The sequence below is a fragment of the Pseudomonas mangrovi genome (genome assembly GCF_003052585.1).
Classification (GTDB): Bacteria; Pseudomonadota; Gammaproteobacteria; order Pseudomonadales; family Pseudomonadaceae; genus Aquipseudomonas; species Aquipseudomonas mangrovi.
Window position 1 is genome coordinate 219,412 of record NZ_QASN01000006.1, and the last position, 18,303, is coordinate 237,714.

At 66.0% G+C, this 18,303-nt stretch carries 13 protein-coding genes; all 13 read right to left on the reverse strand.

Features of this window, described 5'->3' with window-relative positions; translation table 11 throughout:
* Positions 1-4: 4 nt before the first annotated feature.
* Positions 5-418, reverse strand: coding sequence for a VOC family protein (locus DBO85_RS03945; RefSeq protein WP_108105459.1), 414 nt, complete (start codon positions 416-418; stop codon positions 5-7).
* Positions 415-840, reverse strand: a complete 426-nt coding sequence (locus tag DBO85_RS03950) for a YciI family protein (RefSeq protein WP_108105461.1) — start codon at positions 838-840, stop codon at positions 415-417. Before DBO85_RS03950 ends, DBO85_RS03945 begins: the two co-directional genes overlap by 4 nt.
* Positions 841-943: 103 nt before the next feature.
* Entirely contained in the window at positions 944-2,653 is a 1,710-nt protein-coding gene (gene recJ / locus DBO85_RS03955; protein WP_108105463.1) for a single-stranded-DNA-specific exonuclease RecJ, read from the reverse strand.
* 148 nt (positions 2,654-2,801) lie between these two features.
* Positions 2,802-3,341 carry a YaeQ family protein gene (locus DBO85_RS03960; protein WP_108105465.1) on the reverse strand — a complete coding sequence of 180 codons (540 nt, stop codon included), beginning with the start codon at positions 3,339-3,341 and terminating at the stop codon, positions 2,802-2,804.
* Between the two features lie 35 nt (positions 3,342-3,376).
* A complete protein-coding gene (locus tag DBO85_RS03965; protein ID WP_233356544.1) occupies positions 3,377-4,513 on the reverse strand; it encodes a GGDEF domain-containing protein in 1,137 nt (378 codons plus the stop codon).
* A gap of 158 nt (positions 4,514-4,671) precedes the next feature.
* Complete coding sequence (locus tag DBO85_RS03970; protein ID WP_108105469.1) at positions 4,672-7,551, reverse strand: DEAD/DEAH box helicase; 2,880 nt, start codon at positions 7,549-7,551, stop codon at positions 4,672-4,674.
* Positions 7,551-8,240, reverse strand: a complete 690-nt coding sequence (locus tag DBO85_RS03975; RefSeq protein WP_108105471.1) for a phospholipase D-like domain-containing protein — start codon at positions 8,238-8,240, stop codon at positions 7,551-7,553. Before DBO85_RS03975 ends, DBO85_RS03970 begins: the two co-directional genes overlap by 1 nt.
* A gap of 161 nt (positions 8,241-8,401) precedes the next feature.
* Complete coding sequence (locus tag DBO85_RS03980; RefSeq protein ID WP_407681443.1) at positions 8,402-8,896, reverse strand: rhomboid family intramembrane serine protease; 495 nt, start codon at positions 8,894-8,896, stop codon at positions 8,402-8,404.
* Positions 8,897-8,946: 50 nt separating this feature from the next.
* Positions 8,947-14,199, reverse strand: coding sequence for a DNA repair ATPase (locus DBO85_RS03985; protein WP_108105475.1), 5,253 nt, complete (start codon positions 14,197-14,199; stop codon positions 8,947-8,949).
* 268 nt (positions 14,200-14,467) lie between these two features.
* On the reverse strand, positions 14,468-14,707 hold the full coding sequence (locus DBO85_RS03990) for a hypothetical protein (RefSeq protein ID WP_108105477.1): 240 nt from the start codon (positions 14,705-14,707) through the stop codon (positions 14,468-14,470).
* A 102-nt stretch (positions 14,708-14,809) separates the two neighbouring features.
* Positions 14,810-16,858, reverse strand: coding sequence for a flotillin family protein (locus tag DBO85_RS03995; RefSeq protein ID WP_108105479.1), 2,049 nt, complete (start codon positions 16,856-16,858; stop codon positions 14,810-14,812).
* Between the two features lie 37 nt (positions 16,859-16,895).
* The gene (locus tag DBO85_RS04000) at positions 16,896-17,534 is read right to left on the reverse strand and encodes an OB-fold-containig protein (RefSeq protein WP_108105481.1); all 639 of its coding nucleotides are present in this window, start codon (positions 17,532-17,534) and stop codon (positions 16,896-16,898) included.
* A gap of 60 nt (positions 17,535-17,594) precedes the next feature.
* Positions 17,595-18,293: a PspA/IM30 family protein gene (locus tag DBO85_RS04005; RefSeq protein ID WP_108105482.1), complete on the reverse strand. Its 699-nt coding sequence runs from the start codon at positions 18,291-18,293 to the stop codon at positions 17,595-17,597.
* Positions 18,294-18,303: the final 10 nt, after the last annotated feature.

Below are 18,303 nucleotides of genomic sequence, written 5' to 3' on the forward strand. Positions count from 1 at the left end.
GCTTTCATCCCATGGGCGCGTAGTTGATCATCCAGGACACCCCGAAACGGTCCACCACTACGCCAAAGCGTTCGGCCCAGAAGGTCTTCTCCAGCGGCATCTGCACCTGACCGCCCTGCCCCAGCGCAGCGAACAGACGCTCGGCCTGCTCGGCCGAATCCACGCTGAGCGTCAGCGAGCAGCCCTGGATGCCCGCATAGGGCTCGCCGTTTGAGCAATCGGTACCCATCAGCACCTGCTCACCGATGCGGATGCAGCCATGCATGATCCGGTCTCGATCCGCCTCGGCCGGTGGTGGCCCCTCGGGCGATTCCGAGTAGCGCAGCAACGCCTGCACGTCGCCGCCCAGGCACTCGGCATAGAAGGTGAAGGCAGCCTCGCAGTTGCCGTCGAAGAACAGATAGGCGTTGAGATTCATCGAGCCACCTCCGCCAGCCGCGCAGCCAGTTGCTGTTCCTGCTCGCGCACCTCGTCGCTGGCAGTGGCGAAATCTTCCATCTCGTTTAGCGGACGTATTTCCAGGGTGGCTTCATCGGGCATCGGCAGCGGGCAGCGCCGCGCCCATTCGATGGCCTCGTCCAGCGACGCCACCTGCCACAGCCAGTAACCGGCGACCTGCTCGTTGCAGGGCAGGAACGGCCCCTGCTCCACCTGCGTACCCGCGTCGGACATGCGCACCCGGGCAGCCACCGAGGTCGCTTTGAGACCACCGCCGTCGACCAGCACACCCGCATCGAACAGCGCCTGGTTGAACTGCCCCATTGCCGTCAGCAACGCCTCGCTGGGCATCTCGCCCGCCTCCGACTGCGGGCTTGCCTTGATCAGAACCATGCAACGCATCTTTCGCCTCCTCGACTGAAGGCCACCGCTTCAACGCGGTGACTGTCTTCTGGTCGAACAGGGATAGGCGAAATCGACGACGTTACTGCACCGTTGGTCGGGTTCAGCGCGGCGCCAGATGGGTGACCAGCAGCTGCACGCTTTCCTGACCGCGGAACTCGTTGAGATCCAGACGATAGGCAAGCTCCGCCCAGCGCACCTGCGGGTTGGGCCACAGCTCGCGGTCGACGTTGAAGGCGATGGCGTCCAGCTGCACGCTGCCGCATTCGCTCTTGAGCGTCATCTTCAGATGCCTTTCGCCGACCAGGCGCTGCTGCACCAGCTGGAACACGCCATGGAACAGCGGCTCGGGAAAATGCTGGCCCCAGGGGCCGGCATGGCGCAGGGCGCGGGCCAGTTCCAGATGGAATTCCTCGGCACCGAGCTGGCCGTCGGAGAGCAGCCGACCGGTGAGATCCTCGGCGCACAGCTGCCGCCGTACCTCGGCATCGAAAGCGGCGGCGAAGGCGCCGAAATGCGCCTGCGGCAAGGACAGCCCGGCCGCCATGGCGTGGCCGCCGAACTTGCTGATCAGCCCCGGATGACGCGCCGCCACCGCGTCCAGCGCGTCACGGATGTGCAGACCCGGAATCGAGCGCGCCGACCCCTTGAGCACACCCTCGCCGGCGTCGGCGAAGGCGATGGTCGGGCGGTGGTAGCGCTCCTTCAGGCGCGAGGCAAGGATGCCGATCACCCCCTGGTGCCAGTCGGCCTCGAACAGGCACAGGCCAAAGGGCAGGTCGTCCAGCGGCAGATCCTTGAGCTGGGCCAGCGCCTCGCGCTGCATGCCCTGCTCGATGGCCTTGCGATCCTGATTGAGCTGATCCAGCTGTGCAGCCATGTCGTGCGCCAACGCCTCGTCCTCGCAGAGCAGGCACTCGATACCCAGGCTCATGTCGTCCAGGCGGCCGGCGGCATTCAGTCGCGGACCGAGGATGAAGCCCAGATCGCTGGAGGAAATCCGCGCGGCCTGCTTGCCGGCCACCTCCAGCACGGCCTTGAGGCCCGGCCGGGCGAAGCCCTTGCGGATCCGCGCCAGGCCCTGGCTGACCAGGATGCGGTTGTTGGCATCCAGCGGCACCACGTCGGCGACGCTGCCCAGGGCGACCAGATCCAGCAGCTCGGCGAGGTTCGGTTCGGCACGCGCGGCGAACCAGCCCAGCTCGCGCAGCCGCGCACGCAGCGCCAGCAGCACGTAGAAGATCACCCCGACGCCGGCCAGCGCCTTGCTCGGAAACTCGCAGCCGGGCTGGTTCGGGTTGACGATGGCATCGGCCGCCGGCAGTTGCGGGCCCGGCAGGTGGTGATCGGTGACCAGCACCTGCATGCCGGCCGCCCGTGCCGCCGCCACGCCCTCGACACTGGAGATGCCGTTGTCCACGGTGATCAGCAGGTCCGGGCGGCGCTCGCAGGCCACCGCGACGATTTCCGGGGTCAGGCCGTAGCCGAACTCGAAGCGGTTCGGCACCAGGTAATCGACCTGCGCCGCGCCGAGCATGCGCAAACCGAGCACCCCGACCGCACTGGCAGTGGCACCGTCGGCATCGAAATCGCCGACGATGAGAATTCGCGAGCGGCGCTCGAGCGCCTCGACCAGCAGCTCCACCGCGGCCTCGATACCCTTGAGCTGCTGGTACGGAATCAGCCGCGCCAGGCCCTTGTCCAGCTCCTCGGCCGAGCGTACCCCACGCGCGGCGTAGAGCCGGGTCAGCAACGGCGGCAGGTTGCCCAGATCAGGCAGTTGGGCAGGTAACGGGCGGGCTTCGATACGCATGGGCAAGGTGTCGCTTTTCAGATGAAGCCCGGATATGACCCGGGACGATGGAACACAGACTCGCAGGCTGGACGAGGTTTCATCCGTCCACCACCTGCGCTCGCTCTGGTGGACGAAAAAAGCGTCCGTCCTACCGAACCCATCCGGCTCAGCGCTCGCCGGCCAGCCACTCCAGCGGAATCTCGTGCTGGCCGCGCTCGTCGGTGACGAACAGGCTGCCGTCGCTGATCATCACGCTCCAGTTCAGCGCGCGCGGCATGTCGCGCGCCAGGTTCTCCAGCGCCGCCTGCTCGACGCCGACCACATTGATGTTCTTCAGGCTGCGCACGCCGTCGAGCACCCGGGTCTGCCAGACCCGCAGGTTGCCATAGGCCACCAGGCTGAAGCGCTCGGTGCGCCGCGAGCACCAGGTAATGCGATCGGCATCCGGCTGACCGACTTCGATCCAGTGCAGCACCCGGTCATCCAGGCTCTTTTCCCACAGCGCCGGCTCGTCGACATCCGACAGGCCACGGCCGAACGACAGTTGCTCGTTGTAGAACAGCGCATAGGCGATCAGCCGCACCGCCAGCCGCTCTTCGGTTTCCGAAGGATGCCGGGCCACGGTGAAGCGCAGCAACTGGTAGACGCCGCGATCGAGGTCGGTAAGGTTGATTTCGACTTTGTAGGTGGTGGCTTGCAGGGCCATGGAGGCAGCTCGTCGCGGGCGAAGGGGGCGACAGTCTACCGGAAACGCCGGCGCCGTTCGGTCTGACCGACTTCGTTCAGCTGCACCTGCAGCTCGCTGAGCACCACTCGGTCACGGCCTTCGTGCTTGGCCTGGTACAGCGCGGCGTCCGCCAGCGACAGCAGACGCGACAGGTCCAGCCCGCCGATCGCCGCGGTGGCGATGCCGATGCTGGTGCTCAGCGGTCCCTGTTCGCGCACGCTGGCAGAAAAATCCTTGCGAATGCGCTCGGCCAGCGCCAGCGCTTCGCCGTGCTCGGCCTCGACCAGGCAGGCGAACTCCTCGCCCCCGATCCGCCCGAACACCGCGCCCGGGCCCATGTGCTGCACCAGCACCTCGGCAAAGCGTCGCAGCACCCAGTCACCGGCCGGATGACCGAGGCGGTCGTTGACCTGCTTGAAGTTGTCCAGGTCGCACAGCAACAGGGCCAGTCGTCGCGGCTCGCCGGCACTGCGCTCGAGCAGCTGCTGGGCGGCCTGGGTAAAGGCCCGACGATTGCCGATGCCGGTCAGCGCATCGGTCAGCGAGGCCTCGCGGTAGTGCGCCTCGGCGCGCTCCTTGACCATCGACAGGGTGATGAAGCCGGCGCCCACCGCGTAGAGCATGCTCTCGATCACCACGACGGCGAAAAACGCGCTGCTGCTGGAAGCGCCCAGCGGCGCACCCGGATCGAGAAACAGCCGCACGCTGTAGAAGCCGCCGTGACAGGCCATCAGTACCAGTGCCGGGGCAATGGATACGTCCAGTTGCCAGCGGCTGCGCCACAGTTCGGACGCGGAGGCGAGCATGTAGGCGATGACCAGCAGCGAATACAGCGGCACGCGCAGTTCGACCGAGTCATAGAAGGTCGGCCAGAGACACAACAGCGTCCACAGCAGCGGCCCCGCGAGCAGCCCGGGCCAGTAAAGCGGACGACCGGCGAATACCCGCATGGTCGTCCAGTGCATCGCGGTGGCCAGCAACAGGATGATGTTGCCGAGAATGATCGGCACGTAGTCGAAGCCCATGCCGCGCAGCGCGTTCATGATGATCCCGGGTACCGCCAGCAACAGCAGCGCGCCCATCCACAGGAGGGTGCGCTCCTCTCGTCCGCGCCACCAGCTGTAAAGCAGCAGCGCTCCGGAAAGGCTCATGACCAGAGCGTTGGCCACTAGCAGCGTGGGAGTATGCAGGCCCATCGGAACTCTCGGACGCGGGGGCGAAGGAAGGCGGCGAGTATAGCAATGTGCCTGCATCGAAAACGATCGCAACTGGTCAGGATTTGCGCGCCCACTCGCCCGCAGCCGCCGCTCTACAGACGTTGCAGCAGCGCTTGCAGCGCCAGCTCCGGTTCCAGGGTCCAGAGCGCGTAGCTCAGCGGCAGCGTTTCCAGGCCGGCGCGGGCGAGGACCAGATAGCGTTCGAGCTCGAGAAAGCCCTCACCCTCCCCCGGGAAGCCCACCAGGTCGATGGCCAGGTACTTGTCGCCGCGCTGGCAGAACAGGTCCAGCAGCAGACCGGCCAGCGGGTAGTTGGCCCAGGTCCGCACTCCGTGGGCCTGCAGCGCGCTGCACAGTGCCTGTTGAAAGCCGTTCAGAGCCTGCCCGGCAGGATGCTCGCGTTGCTGGGCGTGCAGGTTCTCCAGATAGCGGCGCAGCAGATGGCCGGACGGCAGGCCCTTCTCGTCGCCGCTGTAGAGCAGCAGCTGACGCTCGCGGGCGCGGGTGATGGCGACGTTGAACATGTCCTCGCGGTTCAGATAGGCAGCGGCCTGGGAGCTGCCGCCGTGGATCGCGAAGCTGATGATCATCAGGTCGCGCTCCTCACCCTGGAAGCCGTAGGGCGTGGCGATCAGCAGGCGGAATTCGCGCACCTGCTCGAGCGACAGGCTGGCGGCGACCTGCTCGCGAATCGCGTCGACCTGGTCGCGGAACGGCGAGAGCACGCCGATGCTTGGCTTGAGCGGGCTGGCGGCATAGTGCCGTAGGTGCTCGCCGAGCATGTTCAGCACCCAGTCGACTTCCGCCTGGTTGACCCCGTTGCTGGCGCGCTCGCCCTGCAGCCGTACCAGCTGCAGGCTGTCGCAGCCTGCGTGCGCGAGTGCTGCGCTGTCCGGCTGGCCGGGGCTCTCCTGGCTGGGTCTGGCGAGACCCGGACTTTCCTGGCCGGGCCTTTCCTTCATCACCTTCAGCTGGCCGTTGTAGAACTGCTCGTTGCTGAAGCGGATCAGCGCCGGGCGGCTGCGGAAGTGTTCGTCGAGGAAGGTCACCGCCTGCTGGCTGGCCAGGTGCATGCCGACCAGGTCGAGCACGCTGTTGTCACGATAGCTCCACTGCTCACGATCACGCGCGTCAAGGCCGGCACGCACCAGCAGGTCGACCTCGCGCTGGCGCGAGAGGAAGGAGACGTGGCGCAGCTGGCGCACGTCGCCGCAGACCACCGCACGCCGACAGCGCTGGAAGGCCGGCAGTGCCGAGGCGATATCGCATTGGCTGGCCTCATCCATCAGCATCACGTCGAACAGTTCTGCACGCAGAGGCAGCAGGCGATGCAGCTCGTCCAGGGTCATCACCCAGATCGGGAAGGCAGTGAGCAACTGCGTCGGCTCGATGTCGTCGAACAGCGCCAGCTGGCGCTGCGAGTTGCGCGCACGCAGCGCCTGGTTATAACGCACCAAGGTCGGCCGCTCGGTAGCGACCAGGTAGCCAAGCTGCTCCCGGCGACGCAGGCCGAGGTAGCGCTGGCTGCTTTGTTCGCGTTCGCGCTGGCACTGGCGTAGTCGATCGAGCAGCTCCCAGGGACGGACCGCCTCGCGAACCTGCCGGCGGGCCCGAGGCAAGGTCCACCAGCGCGCCCAGAAGCCCAGCGCCCGCCGCTGGGCACGCTCGATCAGGCTGCTCCAGCGCAACGCCTGGACAGCCCGCTGGCGAAAGGCCTCGGCCAGCCCCCGTTCCTGCTCGACCAGCGCCTGCAACTGCGCGCGCAGCGGCTCCTCGGGCAGCTCGAGCGGTGTATCCGGGTCCAGGCCCTGGCGCCGGCGCTGGTTGCGACAATGCCGTTCGGCGGCTGTCTGCGTCAGGCGCTGGCGGCCGCCAAGGTTGCCTTGCAGCCAGTCGTCCAGATGGGCCCGCAACGCCCGACGCAGGTCCTGGCCATTGCCGTCGAGCACGATATTGGCCAGCCCGAAGTCGTGGCGCAGCTTGTCGGCGACAACCCGCACCGCCTGCTCGCTGCGGCTGACCACCAGCACGCTTTCGCCATTCAGGTAGCGATCCAGTGCCAGCGCCGCCAGGGTGTAGCTCTTGCCTGTACCTGGCGGGCCGGCGATCTGGCTCAGATCGAAGCGCGCCGCGCTGTCCAGCGCCTGCACCTGCGCCGCACTGAGCAGCGACGGCAGGCTCTCGGGCGTGCTGTTCACCGCCTCGCGCGGGTCCGCCGGCAGCGCTTCGCCAAGCAACCGGCGCAGCGGCGCGGACAGCGCTTCGCTCTGTTGCAGTTGCTGCAGCTCATGAGCGATGCCGCGACTGCCGCTGCCCCGCGCCACCAACGCCACGAACGCCGCCGCGCGCAGCGAGGGGGGCTTGCCGCGGCGTGCCTTGCTCAGCGTCTGCGCCTCGTCCAGACGGGGAAAGGCCGCACCTTGCAGCACATCCTCGACCAGGGTGAAACGCTGCAGCCACTGCAGCAGCTCGCCGAGCACGTGGGCGTCGATGGCTGCGGCGGGCAACGGCAGGCCGGACAGCTCGTCGACATGCTCGGGGCGCATCAGGCTGCGCAGCAGGCGCCAATTGGCATGCGGCTGCGCCGTGTCGATGGTCAGCAGATAGCCGTCGGCATCGGCACTGGCACTCAGGCGCGCCTCGTAGTAGACCAGCGGACCGCACAACGACAATGCCGGCGCATCCTCGCGCTGCAGGCGGCCACAGATCGGCAGGACGCCGTAGACCAGCTGCAGCTCGCGCTGATAGAGATTCTGCTGCTTGTCCAGTTCGGCGCCGAGCGCAGGTGGCAGTGCGATCACCGGCAGGTCGCCGCAAGCCAGTTCGTCGCGACCGTCCAGCCAGGCCCAGCGCTCGGCGCGCAGCTTGCCGAGGTTGTCCAGATCCAGGTCGCGACTGTCAGCCAGGTAGCAGCTGCGGTAGAAGCCGATACGCTGGCGAACCTCTTCCGGGGCTTCCCGCTGCTCGCCCATCAGTTGCCCGCGTAGCGCGCCCAGAGCGCCTCGAATTCACGCGCGTAGCTGGCCACCAGCTGCGGATGGTTGATCACCAGCAGGTTTTCCTCATTGCTGGTGGTGGCGCTGCGGGTCCAGTTGAAGCTGCCGTTGAGCAGCAGGCGGCCGTCGAAAATCGCGAACTTGTGGTGCATGTGATAGGGCCCGGCGTCGATCCGCAACGGCACGCCACGGCTGCGCAGCCACTGGATGTCGCTGCCTTCGTCGAACTGCTTTTCGTTGTCGGTGATCACTCGCACGGCGATGCCGCGCTGGTGGCTGGCGAGGATGATTTCGCTGAGCTGATCATCTGAGATGGTGTAGACACAGATATCGATGCTCTTGCGTGCCTGCTGGCAGAGGTCGCGAATCTTGCGCCGGCAGCTCTCGCCGGGACTGAAATGCGCACTGGCCTGGTCGAATACCACCGGTGTCGCCGCGGCGTCGAGGGTCTTGATCACCTGCTCCAGCCACTTCAGTGCAGGCTCGGCGTTGCCCGGCTCGCGGACCAGCTCGCGGACCAGGGCGAAGGCGCGGTTACGCATGTAGCGCACCTGCTCGGTGCCGAGGTTGCTGCCAAGCTGGCGCAACTCGTCGCGTTCCTCATTGCTCAAACGCAGGTCAGCAACGCTCTCGCGCAGTTGCCGGTCAAGACGATCGAAATCCATAAAGCTCCCTTTTCATCATTTGGAAAGGCCGTCGAAAGACCTAGGCGAGACAGCCAGCGCACAACCGACAGGGCGGCCTCGCAAAAAACAGCGACGCAGCGATGGCAATGCACGACTGCAGGGCTGCAGAGTGCCGCAGGAAACCATAGCCGGGCTGGTTTTCAACGATCCCTTCGGCGGCTGAAAGCAGCATAAAGCACACCGCAGAAGGCGCCGGCCAGATGGTACTCGAAGGACACCCCTTCACGCGGCAACAGACCGAACAGCCAGCCGCCGTAGAGCAGGAAGACCAGTACGGCGAGCAGCAGATCGAGCAGGCTGCGATCGAACCAGGCGCGCGCCAGCAACAGGCCCCAGAGACCGAACAGCCAGCCACTGGCGCCGACATGCACGCCGGTGCGACCGAACAGCCAGACCAGCAGGCCACTGCCGAGGATGATGAAGGCGCTGGCGTAGAGAAAATCACGTCGCGAGCGCAACAGCACCAGGCAGCCCAGCGGCAGCAGGCCGCTGAGGTTGCTCAGCAGATGTGCCCAGCTGCCGTGCAGCCACGGGGAGAACAGCACCCCGGCCAGCGCCTGCGGCTGTCGCGGCACCAGACCCAGCCCGTTCAGCGCATAGCCGCTCAGGCTGTTGCCCAGCTGCAGCAACAGCATGAGGGCGGCGATCGCCAGCAGCAGGCGCAGCCGGCTCAGCGCGCCGTCCTTCACGCAGGCGCTTCGTCTTCGCCGCTGCTGCGCTGCTCCTGGCCCAGGTGCTCGGCCAGGCTGCGCAGCTGGGTGGAGATTTCCAGCATGCGGTTGTGCGTACGCAGATCGATGTCGATCTTCTTGTCCATGGTCTTGATCAGTGGCAGGAAGCTGTCCTGCAGGGTGTCGGCCAGGCTCTCCAGCAGCTTCTGCACCGCCGGCTGCGGCTGCGCGACGACCTCGACCTGCGGCCGCAGCCGGCCGAGGTTTTCCAGCCCTTCTAGCAGCTGCGCCCAGGGCACTGCCGGCGCCGGCTCGGTCGCCGCCTGAGCGGGCTGCTGCAGCGCGCCACCAAGCTCGCGCACGCCCTCGACCAGATCGTTGAGCTGCGCCACCACGCGACCGCCAACATCGCTGTCGCTGCCACCCATGGCCTTGTTGCGCAGGAAATCACGCTTGATCTGCGCCCAGCGCTGCGCCTGCTCCTCGGTCATGTTGCCACGCAACTCGGCGAGCTTGAGCAGGTTCTCCTCGGCGCCGCTGGTGAGCAGCTGCGACTCGCCCTGATAGTGATCGGCGATCAGTTGCAGCAGCTCGGCATCGTTCATCACCGAGCTGATCTTCTCCGCCATCTTGTTCATGTTGCGGTAGCTGCCTTGCAGCTTGAACGGCGGCTCGGTGCGGTACTGATCGGCCTGCGCTGCGCTGACGATGTACTGCTGGTTGACCCGGCCGACCACGTCGCGGATCTGCATCAGCCGTTGCAGGGTGGTGACGATCTCGTTGATCTCCGCACCGCTGTAGCTGTGCGACAGCTCGTTGCTGGAGAATGGCTTGCCCTCGGCCTTGGCGACGAAGCGATAGACGTCGGCCATGTCGCGGGTCGCCAGCGGCGCCAGCACCGGGTTGGAGGTCAGGCTGTTCTCGATGTAGGACAGCGCGAAGGCTTCCTGCATGCCGCCCAGGGTGTCACCCAGGTTGTAGATGTCGGCACGGTTGGCGAGCATGTCCGGAATCTTGAACAGCTCGCCGGACTCGGTGTACGGGTTGCCGCTCATCACCACGCAGAACTTCTTGCCGCGCATGTCGTAGGTCTTGGTCTTGCCCTTCCACACGCCCTCGATGCGCCGGGTGCCATCGCACAGCGAGATGAACTTCTGCAGGAACTCCGGATGGGTGTGCTGGATGTCGTCGACATAGAGCATCACGTTGTTGCCCATCTCCAGCGCCAGGTTGAGCTTCTCCAGCTCCTGGCGCGAGGTCGCGTCGGGTGCCTGCGCCGGGTCCACCGAGCGCACCTCGTGGCCCAGCGCCGGGCCGTTGATCTTCATGAAGATCAGCCCGAGGCGATGGGCGACGTACTCCATCAGCGTGGTCTTGCCGTAGCCGGGGGGCGAGATGAGCATCAGCAGGCCCATCAGGTCGGTGCGCTTGTTCTCGCCGGCGGTGCCCATCTGCTTGGCCAGGTTGTCGCCGATGAAGCTCAGGTAGACGTCGTTGATCAGCTTGTTGCGCACGAACGAGGACAGCGGCCGCGGCTTGAACTCGGCCAGGCGCAGGGCCTCGCGCTCGCGGCTGACGATCTCCTGGCGCAGCGCCTGATAGCGGGCCAGCCCCGGGAGGAAGCGCTGGCGGTGCTCGCGCAGGCGAGCGAAGAAGTCGTCCAGCGCCAGGGTCAGGCGTTGTTCGTGAATGCGCGGGTGCTCGCCCAGCAGGCCTTCCAGGCTGAAACGCAGATCCAGCTCGGTGATCCGTCGCGGCAGGCTCTCGGGCAGCAGCAACAGAGCAATGGCTTCGGCGATGTAGTTGCTCAGCTCGGCAAACTCGCCCTCGCTGCACAGCCCCTGCAACCAGTTCTCGACCAGTGCCCATTGCGCGCCAGGACGCGCCTCCAGGCGTGCCAGGGTCTGCTGGAAACCGTCCCAGACCCGCGCCGCCTGCAGACGCGCCTGCAATCCTGCGAGCAGCTCGCGGGCGTACTTGCTGAGGATGAACTCGATGCGTTCGGCCGCCAGCTCCTGCACCAGGTACTCGGCGGCCTCGGCCAGCAGTCTGGGTTCGTGCACCAGCGCCTGGCTCTCGGCCCAGGCCTGGATGGCGGCCTGCACCTCGGCCTCGAGCTGGTCGAGGGCGTCACGGCGGGCGAACAGCTGCAGGATATTACGACCGTTGCGCGCGCGCTCCGGCCAGCCGGCAAAGGCGTCCTGAGCATGCACCTGACCCCAGAAGAACAACGCCAGGCCGCGTGCCGCCGGTGCATGACTGAGCAGCCCGGCGCTCTCGCGCAGCGGCAGCAGGCGCGCCAGGATCAGTGCCGCATCATGGTCGTGGATGCCCTTCTCGTAGCCTTCCTTGTAGCGCGGCGTGGCGAAGTCGCGCACGCGCCGGGTCAGCGCGTCCGGGTCGGCCAGCAGCGGCCGCAGCAGGTCCAGGTTCAGCCCCTCGCGACCGGCCTCGGCGGCGGCAAGCACCTCGCCCGCCAGGTATTCGGCGCGATACAGCTGGGCCGATTCCGACTCCAGGGCGACCTGCCAGAACTCGCGCAGCGCCTCCAGTTCGGGATTGCGCAGCGGCTCGAGAAAATCGGTGCCTGTCAGGTGCAGATGCAGGGCATCGCCACGCGGCATCAGCGTCAGATCGAGCTCCTGGGTGTTGACGCTGAAGCGATGGCGCGGGCCGAGGCGGATGACGTTGCCGCCTTCCTCGAACAGCTCGCTCTTGTCACGCAGCGCGCGCACCGCCTGGTCGCGGGCGCCCTTCAGGCGCGCCTCGACGTCATCGGCCTTGACGCTGTCCTTGAGCTCGCGCAGGCGCTCGGCCAGCTCGCGCAGCTTGAGGATCAGCGGGTCGGCGGCGAAGAACGAGTTGAGCTCTTCCATCGCGGTGAAGCGCGCGGTGCGCCGGGCGAGGCTGTCGAGAATCCGCCGGGCGGCGTCGAGCAGGCCCTGGGCGCGGCGCTGGCGCTCGTCGAGCAGGCTCTGCTTGTGCGCCTCGAAGGTTTCCAGCAGCTCCTCGCGCTTGGCCAGGATGTCGCCAAGGAACCGCTCGTGATCGCCAAACTGGCTCTCCAGCTCCTCCAGCTGCACCAGCAGGCGCGACAGCTGCTCGTCGCAACGCTCCGGGTCCTGCGCCTGGGCCAGGGCGTTGGTGATGCCCTGGCTGAAGAGTTTGAACTGGGCACCGAACTGCGCCACGGTCTCGGCCGAGCCGAGCCCCTTGCGCCGCTGTTCGGCGCGCGCCTTGGACTGGTTGAGACGGGCGTAGACCTCGGAGATCGACTCGACGATGCGGGTACGCTGGGTAGCGTCATCGATCTGCAGGCTGGCCATCAGCGAGGACAGCATGTCGAGGTTGCCGGCCAGCTCCTGCATCGCCTGCAGCGGCTCGTTGAGCTGGCTGACGCTCTCGGCCTTCTGCGCCTGCGCATCCAGCTCGGCGAGCAGGCTGACGTAGGGCTGCAGCGCGGCGTCGCTGGCGAGGAAGGCGCTGGTCGCCGCGGCAATCCGCGTCTGGTGGGCGAGCAGCTCGGCCTCCATCTCGTCGATACGGGGCACATCGATATAGCGCAAATCGCGGATGGTCAGCAGCCGGCCACGCTGCGCGGTGATCGCGTTGAGCGCGTCGACATACTGCTGCACCTGATCCCAACTGTCGGGAATGAGCCCGGCGAGCAGGCTCTTCTGCCCGGTCTCGGCCTCGGCCATGGCCCGCGCCGACTGTTGGCGGATGCTCTCGACCTTCTCGAATTCATCCAGCACCAGCTCGCCGGTCGCCGCGACCTCCCGCAGCAGCGGCGCCAGGCCCTCGCACTGGGCATCGTCGAGCCAGTGGTAGGCGTCGAACAGCCGGCGGGTGTTCTGGCACAGCTGGGTGTAGCGGGTAACCGACACCTCGGGGCTGTCGATCTCGCGGCTCAGGCCGAGCAGGTCGGACACCCCGCGCACCAGCTCGGCATTGCCGATGCGGCCGAAGAATCCGCCGCGGGTCGGCTGGCGGGCGGCGAACTCGTCACTCTGGAATGGCGTCTGCCAGATCTGCATCGGATGGATGCGCGTCGGCTCCTCGCCCTCGGCGGCGAAGATCACCATGCGCCCGTCTTCCAGGCGCGCGTAGCCGTGGCCGAAGATCGGATTCTGCAGCTGGCGGCTGATCATGTTGTAGGTGAACAGCGCCGAGCGGCCTTCTTCGGGGTGATAGAAGACGTACTGCACGTCCTCGCCATTGGGCGAGCGCACCGCGCGCTTGAAGCGCATGCCCTGCATCGACTGCTCGAAGGTCTTGTATTCGCCGCTCTGCAGGTAGTAGCCGCCGGGGAAGATGATCCCGTGGTCTTCCGGCAGCTGCACGCAGGCCAGGCCGATGGCGTCGATGCGCTCGACCTTGCGCGTCAGGCAGTTGAACACCAGGTAGCGCCACTGCTCCTCGCGGTAGGGCAGGATTTTCAGCAGGATCAGGCTGCCGAGGCGGGCGTACTCGACCTGGGCATCGTCCAGCGACTGGGTCTTGTCGACCACCGGTTCGCGATAGATGCCCAGCCCGTCCTCGGTATTGTTTTCGACCTTGATCGTCAGGTCGCCACCGACGGTTTCGACGAAGACGGTATCGAGGATATTCAGGTGTGGATGGCGTCCGTTGACCACCATCTCGCGACCGCACTTCTGCCATTCGAAGTCGAACGGCGCCGGCAGCGCGATGTCGCGCTCGCCGCGGTTGTCGATGTAGCGGATCTCCTTGCCGTCGACCGAGATCGACCAGCGGAACACGCGGATGTCGCTGACCCGCTCGCCGATCTGGAAACTCGCCAGCAGCTTGCCGTCGCGCACCAGCAGCTGCAGCAGGCGGGTGTTCTTGTAATAGGTATAAAGCTCGTTGAAGTCGTTGACGAAGCCCTGCTGGGCCAGAAAGCTGCCGGCCAGCGGCACCGCTTCGGCTTCATAACCCTCGGCCTGCTCGCTCAGGCGGTAGAGCGAAAAGACGTCCTCGATGCGGGTCTCCTGCTTGAGCCCGAGGAACACGTTGTAGCCGAACAGCAGGCAGTCGCCGACCTGGACGATGTCGCGGGCGACGCAGTTGTTCTCGGTGCGGATGCGCACCCGCCCAATCACTTCCATGCGACTGCTGCCGAATGCCTCCAGGCGCTGCGCGTTCAGCGCATCGGTCAGCGCACGCAGGCGCTGGCCCTGCTCCTGTAGGCGCCGCTGCAGCACTTCATAGGCGCCGCCCTCGGCAACCGCCTTGTCCAATACGTCCTGTGGTTGAGCGTCCGACATCGTTTGGTTCCTGGAATCTTCGTCTGCGGGCTATCGATGATTTTGTTGGCTGGGCATGCCGCCGGATCGGCCATCAGCAGGATGCGAGGTTAGCCATGGTGGACAAGGCTTGCGCCATGCCCACCCTACGAAAAAGCTGCCCCCGCAGGAGGCCGCACGCCCGTAGGGTGGACATGCCAGGGGCATGTCCAGCACCTCGGAGCTCGAGGCCGTCTGGTGGACAAGGCTTGCGCCTTGTCCACCCTACACATCTCCTGCTGCCCCGGCGTCAGGCGCCGAGCTTCTGCTCAATCTCGGCGAGGCGCTCGCGCATCGGCTGGTCGATCTCGTCCGGCTTGATCCGGCCGATGATGTTCTTCAGCACCCGACGCTCGTTGTCGTCGATGGCGCCATCACGCTCGGCAATCGCCAGCAGCGAATCCAGCTCGCCCAGATCCAGGCGGCCGTCGTCGGCGAAGCACTGGATCGAACGGAAGGACAGCTCCAGATAATCTCTTGGTTCTGACATGGGGTTTTCCTGATCAGTGAAGGCATGCATGGATGAGCCGGGGCACAACGCCTGGCTCGACCGGCGACCCCCGATGCGTGATGCAGCGGGGGGCGCGTCCGGTCAGGCGTCGCTCGGGCCGTCAGCCTTGGGCGCTGCGACCGGAGCCGCCGGCGCCTTGCCGTTGAGCAGGCGGGCGAGCACGTCCTGCACCACCGGGCTCTTGCCGACCACGCCTTCGATGGCCTTGCCAACCGACAGCGATTTGGCGAAGGAATTGAAGAAGTCGCCCTCGCCACCGACGATCTCGATCTTCGCCTTGGCCAGCGCGGTGGACAGCACCTCGGCCTGGTCCTTGGCGATTTCCTTGTTCGCCGCGATGGCCGCCATGGCCTCTTCGAAGCTCTTCTCCAGCTGCATGCGGAACTCTTCGTGGGCGCGGGCGTTGTCGGACAGCGCATCCAGTGCGCCGAACTTCTTCGCCAGGCCTTCGGCTTCGGCGTTCAGGCGCTCCAGCAGAACCTGCGCCTCGGCCGAACCCAGGTCGTGGGTCGCCTTGGCCTTGGCACTGCCGAGCTGCTCCTCGCCACGCGCCTGAGCGCCGAGTTTTTCTTCCAGCACGCGGGCATCGGCCAGGCCGTCCTTCTCCTTCGCTGCCGCCTGGGCCTCGGTGACCCGTGCCACCGCCAGGCCCTTTTCCTGCTCGCCCTTGGCTTCGGCGATCAGTTGCTCGGCCTTGACCCGCGCATCCGCCAGGCCTTCCTTCTCCTTCGCCGCGGCGGTGACTTCCCGCACACGCGCATCGGCCAGACCCGGCGCTGCGCGCTCGGCCTCGATGCCTTCGGCCATCTTCTTCTTGGCCTCGGCCTGCTTGACCGCTGCTTCCAGTTCGGCCTGGGCCAGGTTGTTGATTTCCACCGCCTTGTGCTTGGAGCGGGTCTCGTCGGCCTCGGCCTGTTTGACCTGGCGCACCAGCTCCTGCTCAGCTTCGGCCTGGGCGTGAAGCACGGTGACCTGCTTCTGCCGGTCGGCCTCGGACACCTCGCGAACTTCCTTGATGCGCTCTTCTTCCTGAGCGACGGTCTTCTCCACCGCCACCCGATCGCGAATCACCGCAGCGATGTTCTTGCGCTCTTCCTCCAGCGCCTTTTCCTTCTCGATGCGCTGCAGCTCGACCTCGCGCTCGCGGGCGACAATTTCCAGGTCCTTGGCACGGGTGACCTTCTCGACCTCGATGACCACCGCACGCTGACGGTTCTGCTGCGCCACCTCGACCTCGCGCTGGTGGTTCTCGGCGCGGATATCCAGCTCCTGCTGGGTCTGGATGCGTGCCTGCTCAGCCTTGAGGCGCTCCTCTTCCTGGACCTTGAGGGTCTCGGCCTCCTCACGCGCACGGATGGTCTGGATCTCGCGCTGCTGGCGGGCCTCGGCATCGGCCTGCTGGCGTTCGAGCGCCAGGGTCGCCTCGCGGGTCTCGACATTCTTCTTCTTGATCGCCAGCTCTTCGTTGCGCTCCAGCTCGTTGGTGATCACGTTCTGCGCGGCGGTCAGTTGGGTGATCTTGCGAATACCCTCGGCGTCGAGAATGTTGCTCGGGTCGAGCGAGTTCTTCGCGGTCTGCTCCAGGTAGTCGATGGCGACGTCCTCGAGCACGTAGCCGTTGAGATCATTGCCGATCACCTCGACGATGCGGTCGCGGAAGTCCTGGCGATTCTCGAACAGCTGAACGAAGTCGAACTGCTTGCCGACCGTCTTCAGCGCTTCGGAGAACTTGGCGTTGAACAGCTCGTTCACCGCCGCACGGTCGGAGGCCCGGTCCACGCCGATGGCCTTGGCCACCTTGAGCACGTCTTCCTGGGTCTCGTTGACGCGCAGGTAGAAGGCCACGGTGATGTCGGCGCGCATGTTGTCGCGGCAGATCAGCCCGTCCTTGGCGCGGCGGTCGACCTCCAGGGTGATCAGGGAGATCTTCATGAACTCCTTGAGGTGGATCACCGGCCAGACCAGCGCACCAGTGAAATGCACCTTGGGCGTGGAGCTCATGTCGTTGACGATCAGCGCGGTGCCTTGCGGAACCTTGATATAGAACGCCTTGAACATGACAACCAAGGCAAACACCACCAGCACCACACCGCCTATGACGGCGGCGAATCCCCACAACGTGAGTCCCATCGAATTTGTCTCCTTTTTACTGGCTAAAGCTCCGGATTCAGTCGCCCCGGAATTCATTTTCGGAAATGACGCGATAGGCGTGCTCGGGACCCAAATACTCCAGCAGCACCACACGATCGCCTCGTTTGAATCCTTTCGCCTCATCGGCGCGCACGCGCAGTATCAGGCCGGCACCGCCGTCCTCCAGTACCGCTTCGCCCTGCGAGAGCGTCACTTTGCCGCTACGAACAATCGCGACCTGCCCCAGCACGGACTTGCTGGTGGTTGTTTCAGCCTTGCGGAAAAGTGCGCGCAGCGGCCGGCAGAGGGCGGAGCAGACGGGCACCGCCAGCATCAGGGCACCGACTGCCACGAGAAGTCCAAGCGGATAACGCAGTATGCCCAACGGCAGATGCCGCAACAGCCAGACTTCGCACAGATAGGTGATCAACCAGCCGACCATTGTCAGCAGCGTCAACACCACGGTAACGGGAACGTCGTTCAGCTTTAGCTTCGAGAGAAGGCCTGCAAGCCCTTCAGTCTGGCCGGCTGCCTCTGCAGCAGAGTCCACCCCGAAATCGAGTAGATCGATATCCACCACACCCAGCGCCACCACCAGCCAATAGATCATCACCAGGCAGAACATCCCGGTGAACAGCAGCGTGGGAAACGACAACACGATCTGCAGAAATTCCATGACACTCCTTTCCCTGAGTCATCCGCGCCAACCCCACGGTGGAGTCGGCGCGGACTACGATCAGCCTTTGTTGCTCTTGTCCTTCAGCCGTGCCAGCACGCTTTCGGCGCTGGCGTCATCGGCTTTCAGGCCGGCCGCACGCAGCTTGGCGTCCAGCACCTGGTCGGCGTCGGTGCTCTGTGCCAGCTCCGCCTCGGCTTCCATCTTCGCCGCGCGCTCGGCCTGCTTCTGCTTGATCCGCTCCAGCGACTCGACCGCGGTATGCAGCTTGGCCTGCGAACCACCGTAGCGCTGGGCCACCGCCATCTGCGCCTTCTGCACGCTCTCGGTAGCCTTGACCGTATCGACCTGTTGTTTCAGGCGTTTGATATTGCCTTCGGCCTGGGTCACGGCGGCGCGTAGCTGGGCGACGCTGGCAGCGTAGCCATCGGCGTTCTCGCGGTCGCTGGCCAGCTCGCTTTCCAGGTTGGCGATCTTGCCCGCCACTTCACGGGCCAGTGCCTCGTCGCCGTTTTCCAGCGCCTTGAGGGCGTACTGCTCGTATTCGGCAACCCGGGTGGCGGCCTTGCCGGCGCGCTCGGCGGCCAGCTTCTGCTTGGCCATGATCTCGGCCAGGGCTTCCTTGGACCGGCGCAGCTCCACGTCGGCATCGCGGATTTCCTGATCGAGGATTCGCAGGGCCTGGCCGTCGACCAGCACTTCACCCACTTCGTTGGCACCACCGCGCAGGGCGGTCAGCAATTTGCTCCAGACGTTCATTTGCATCTCT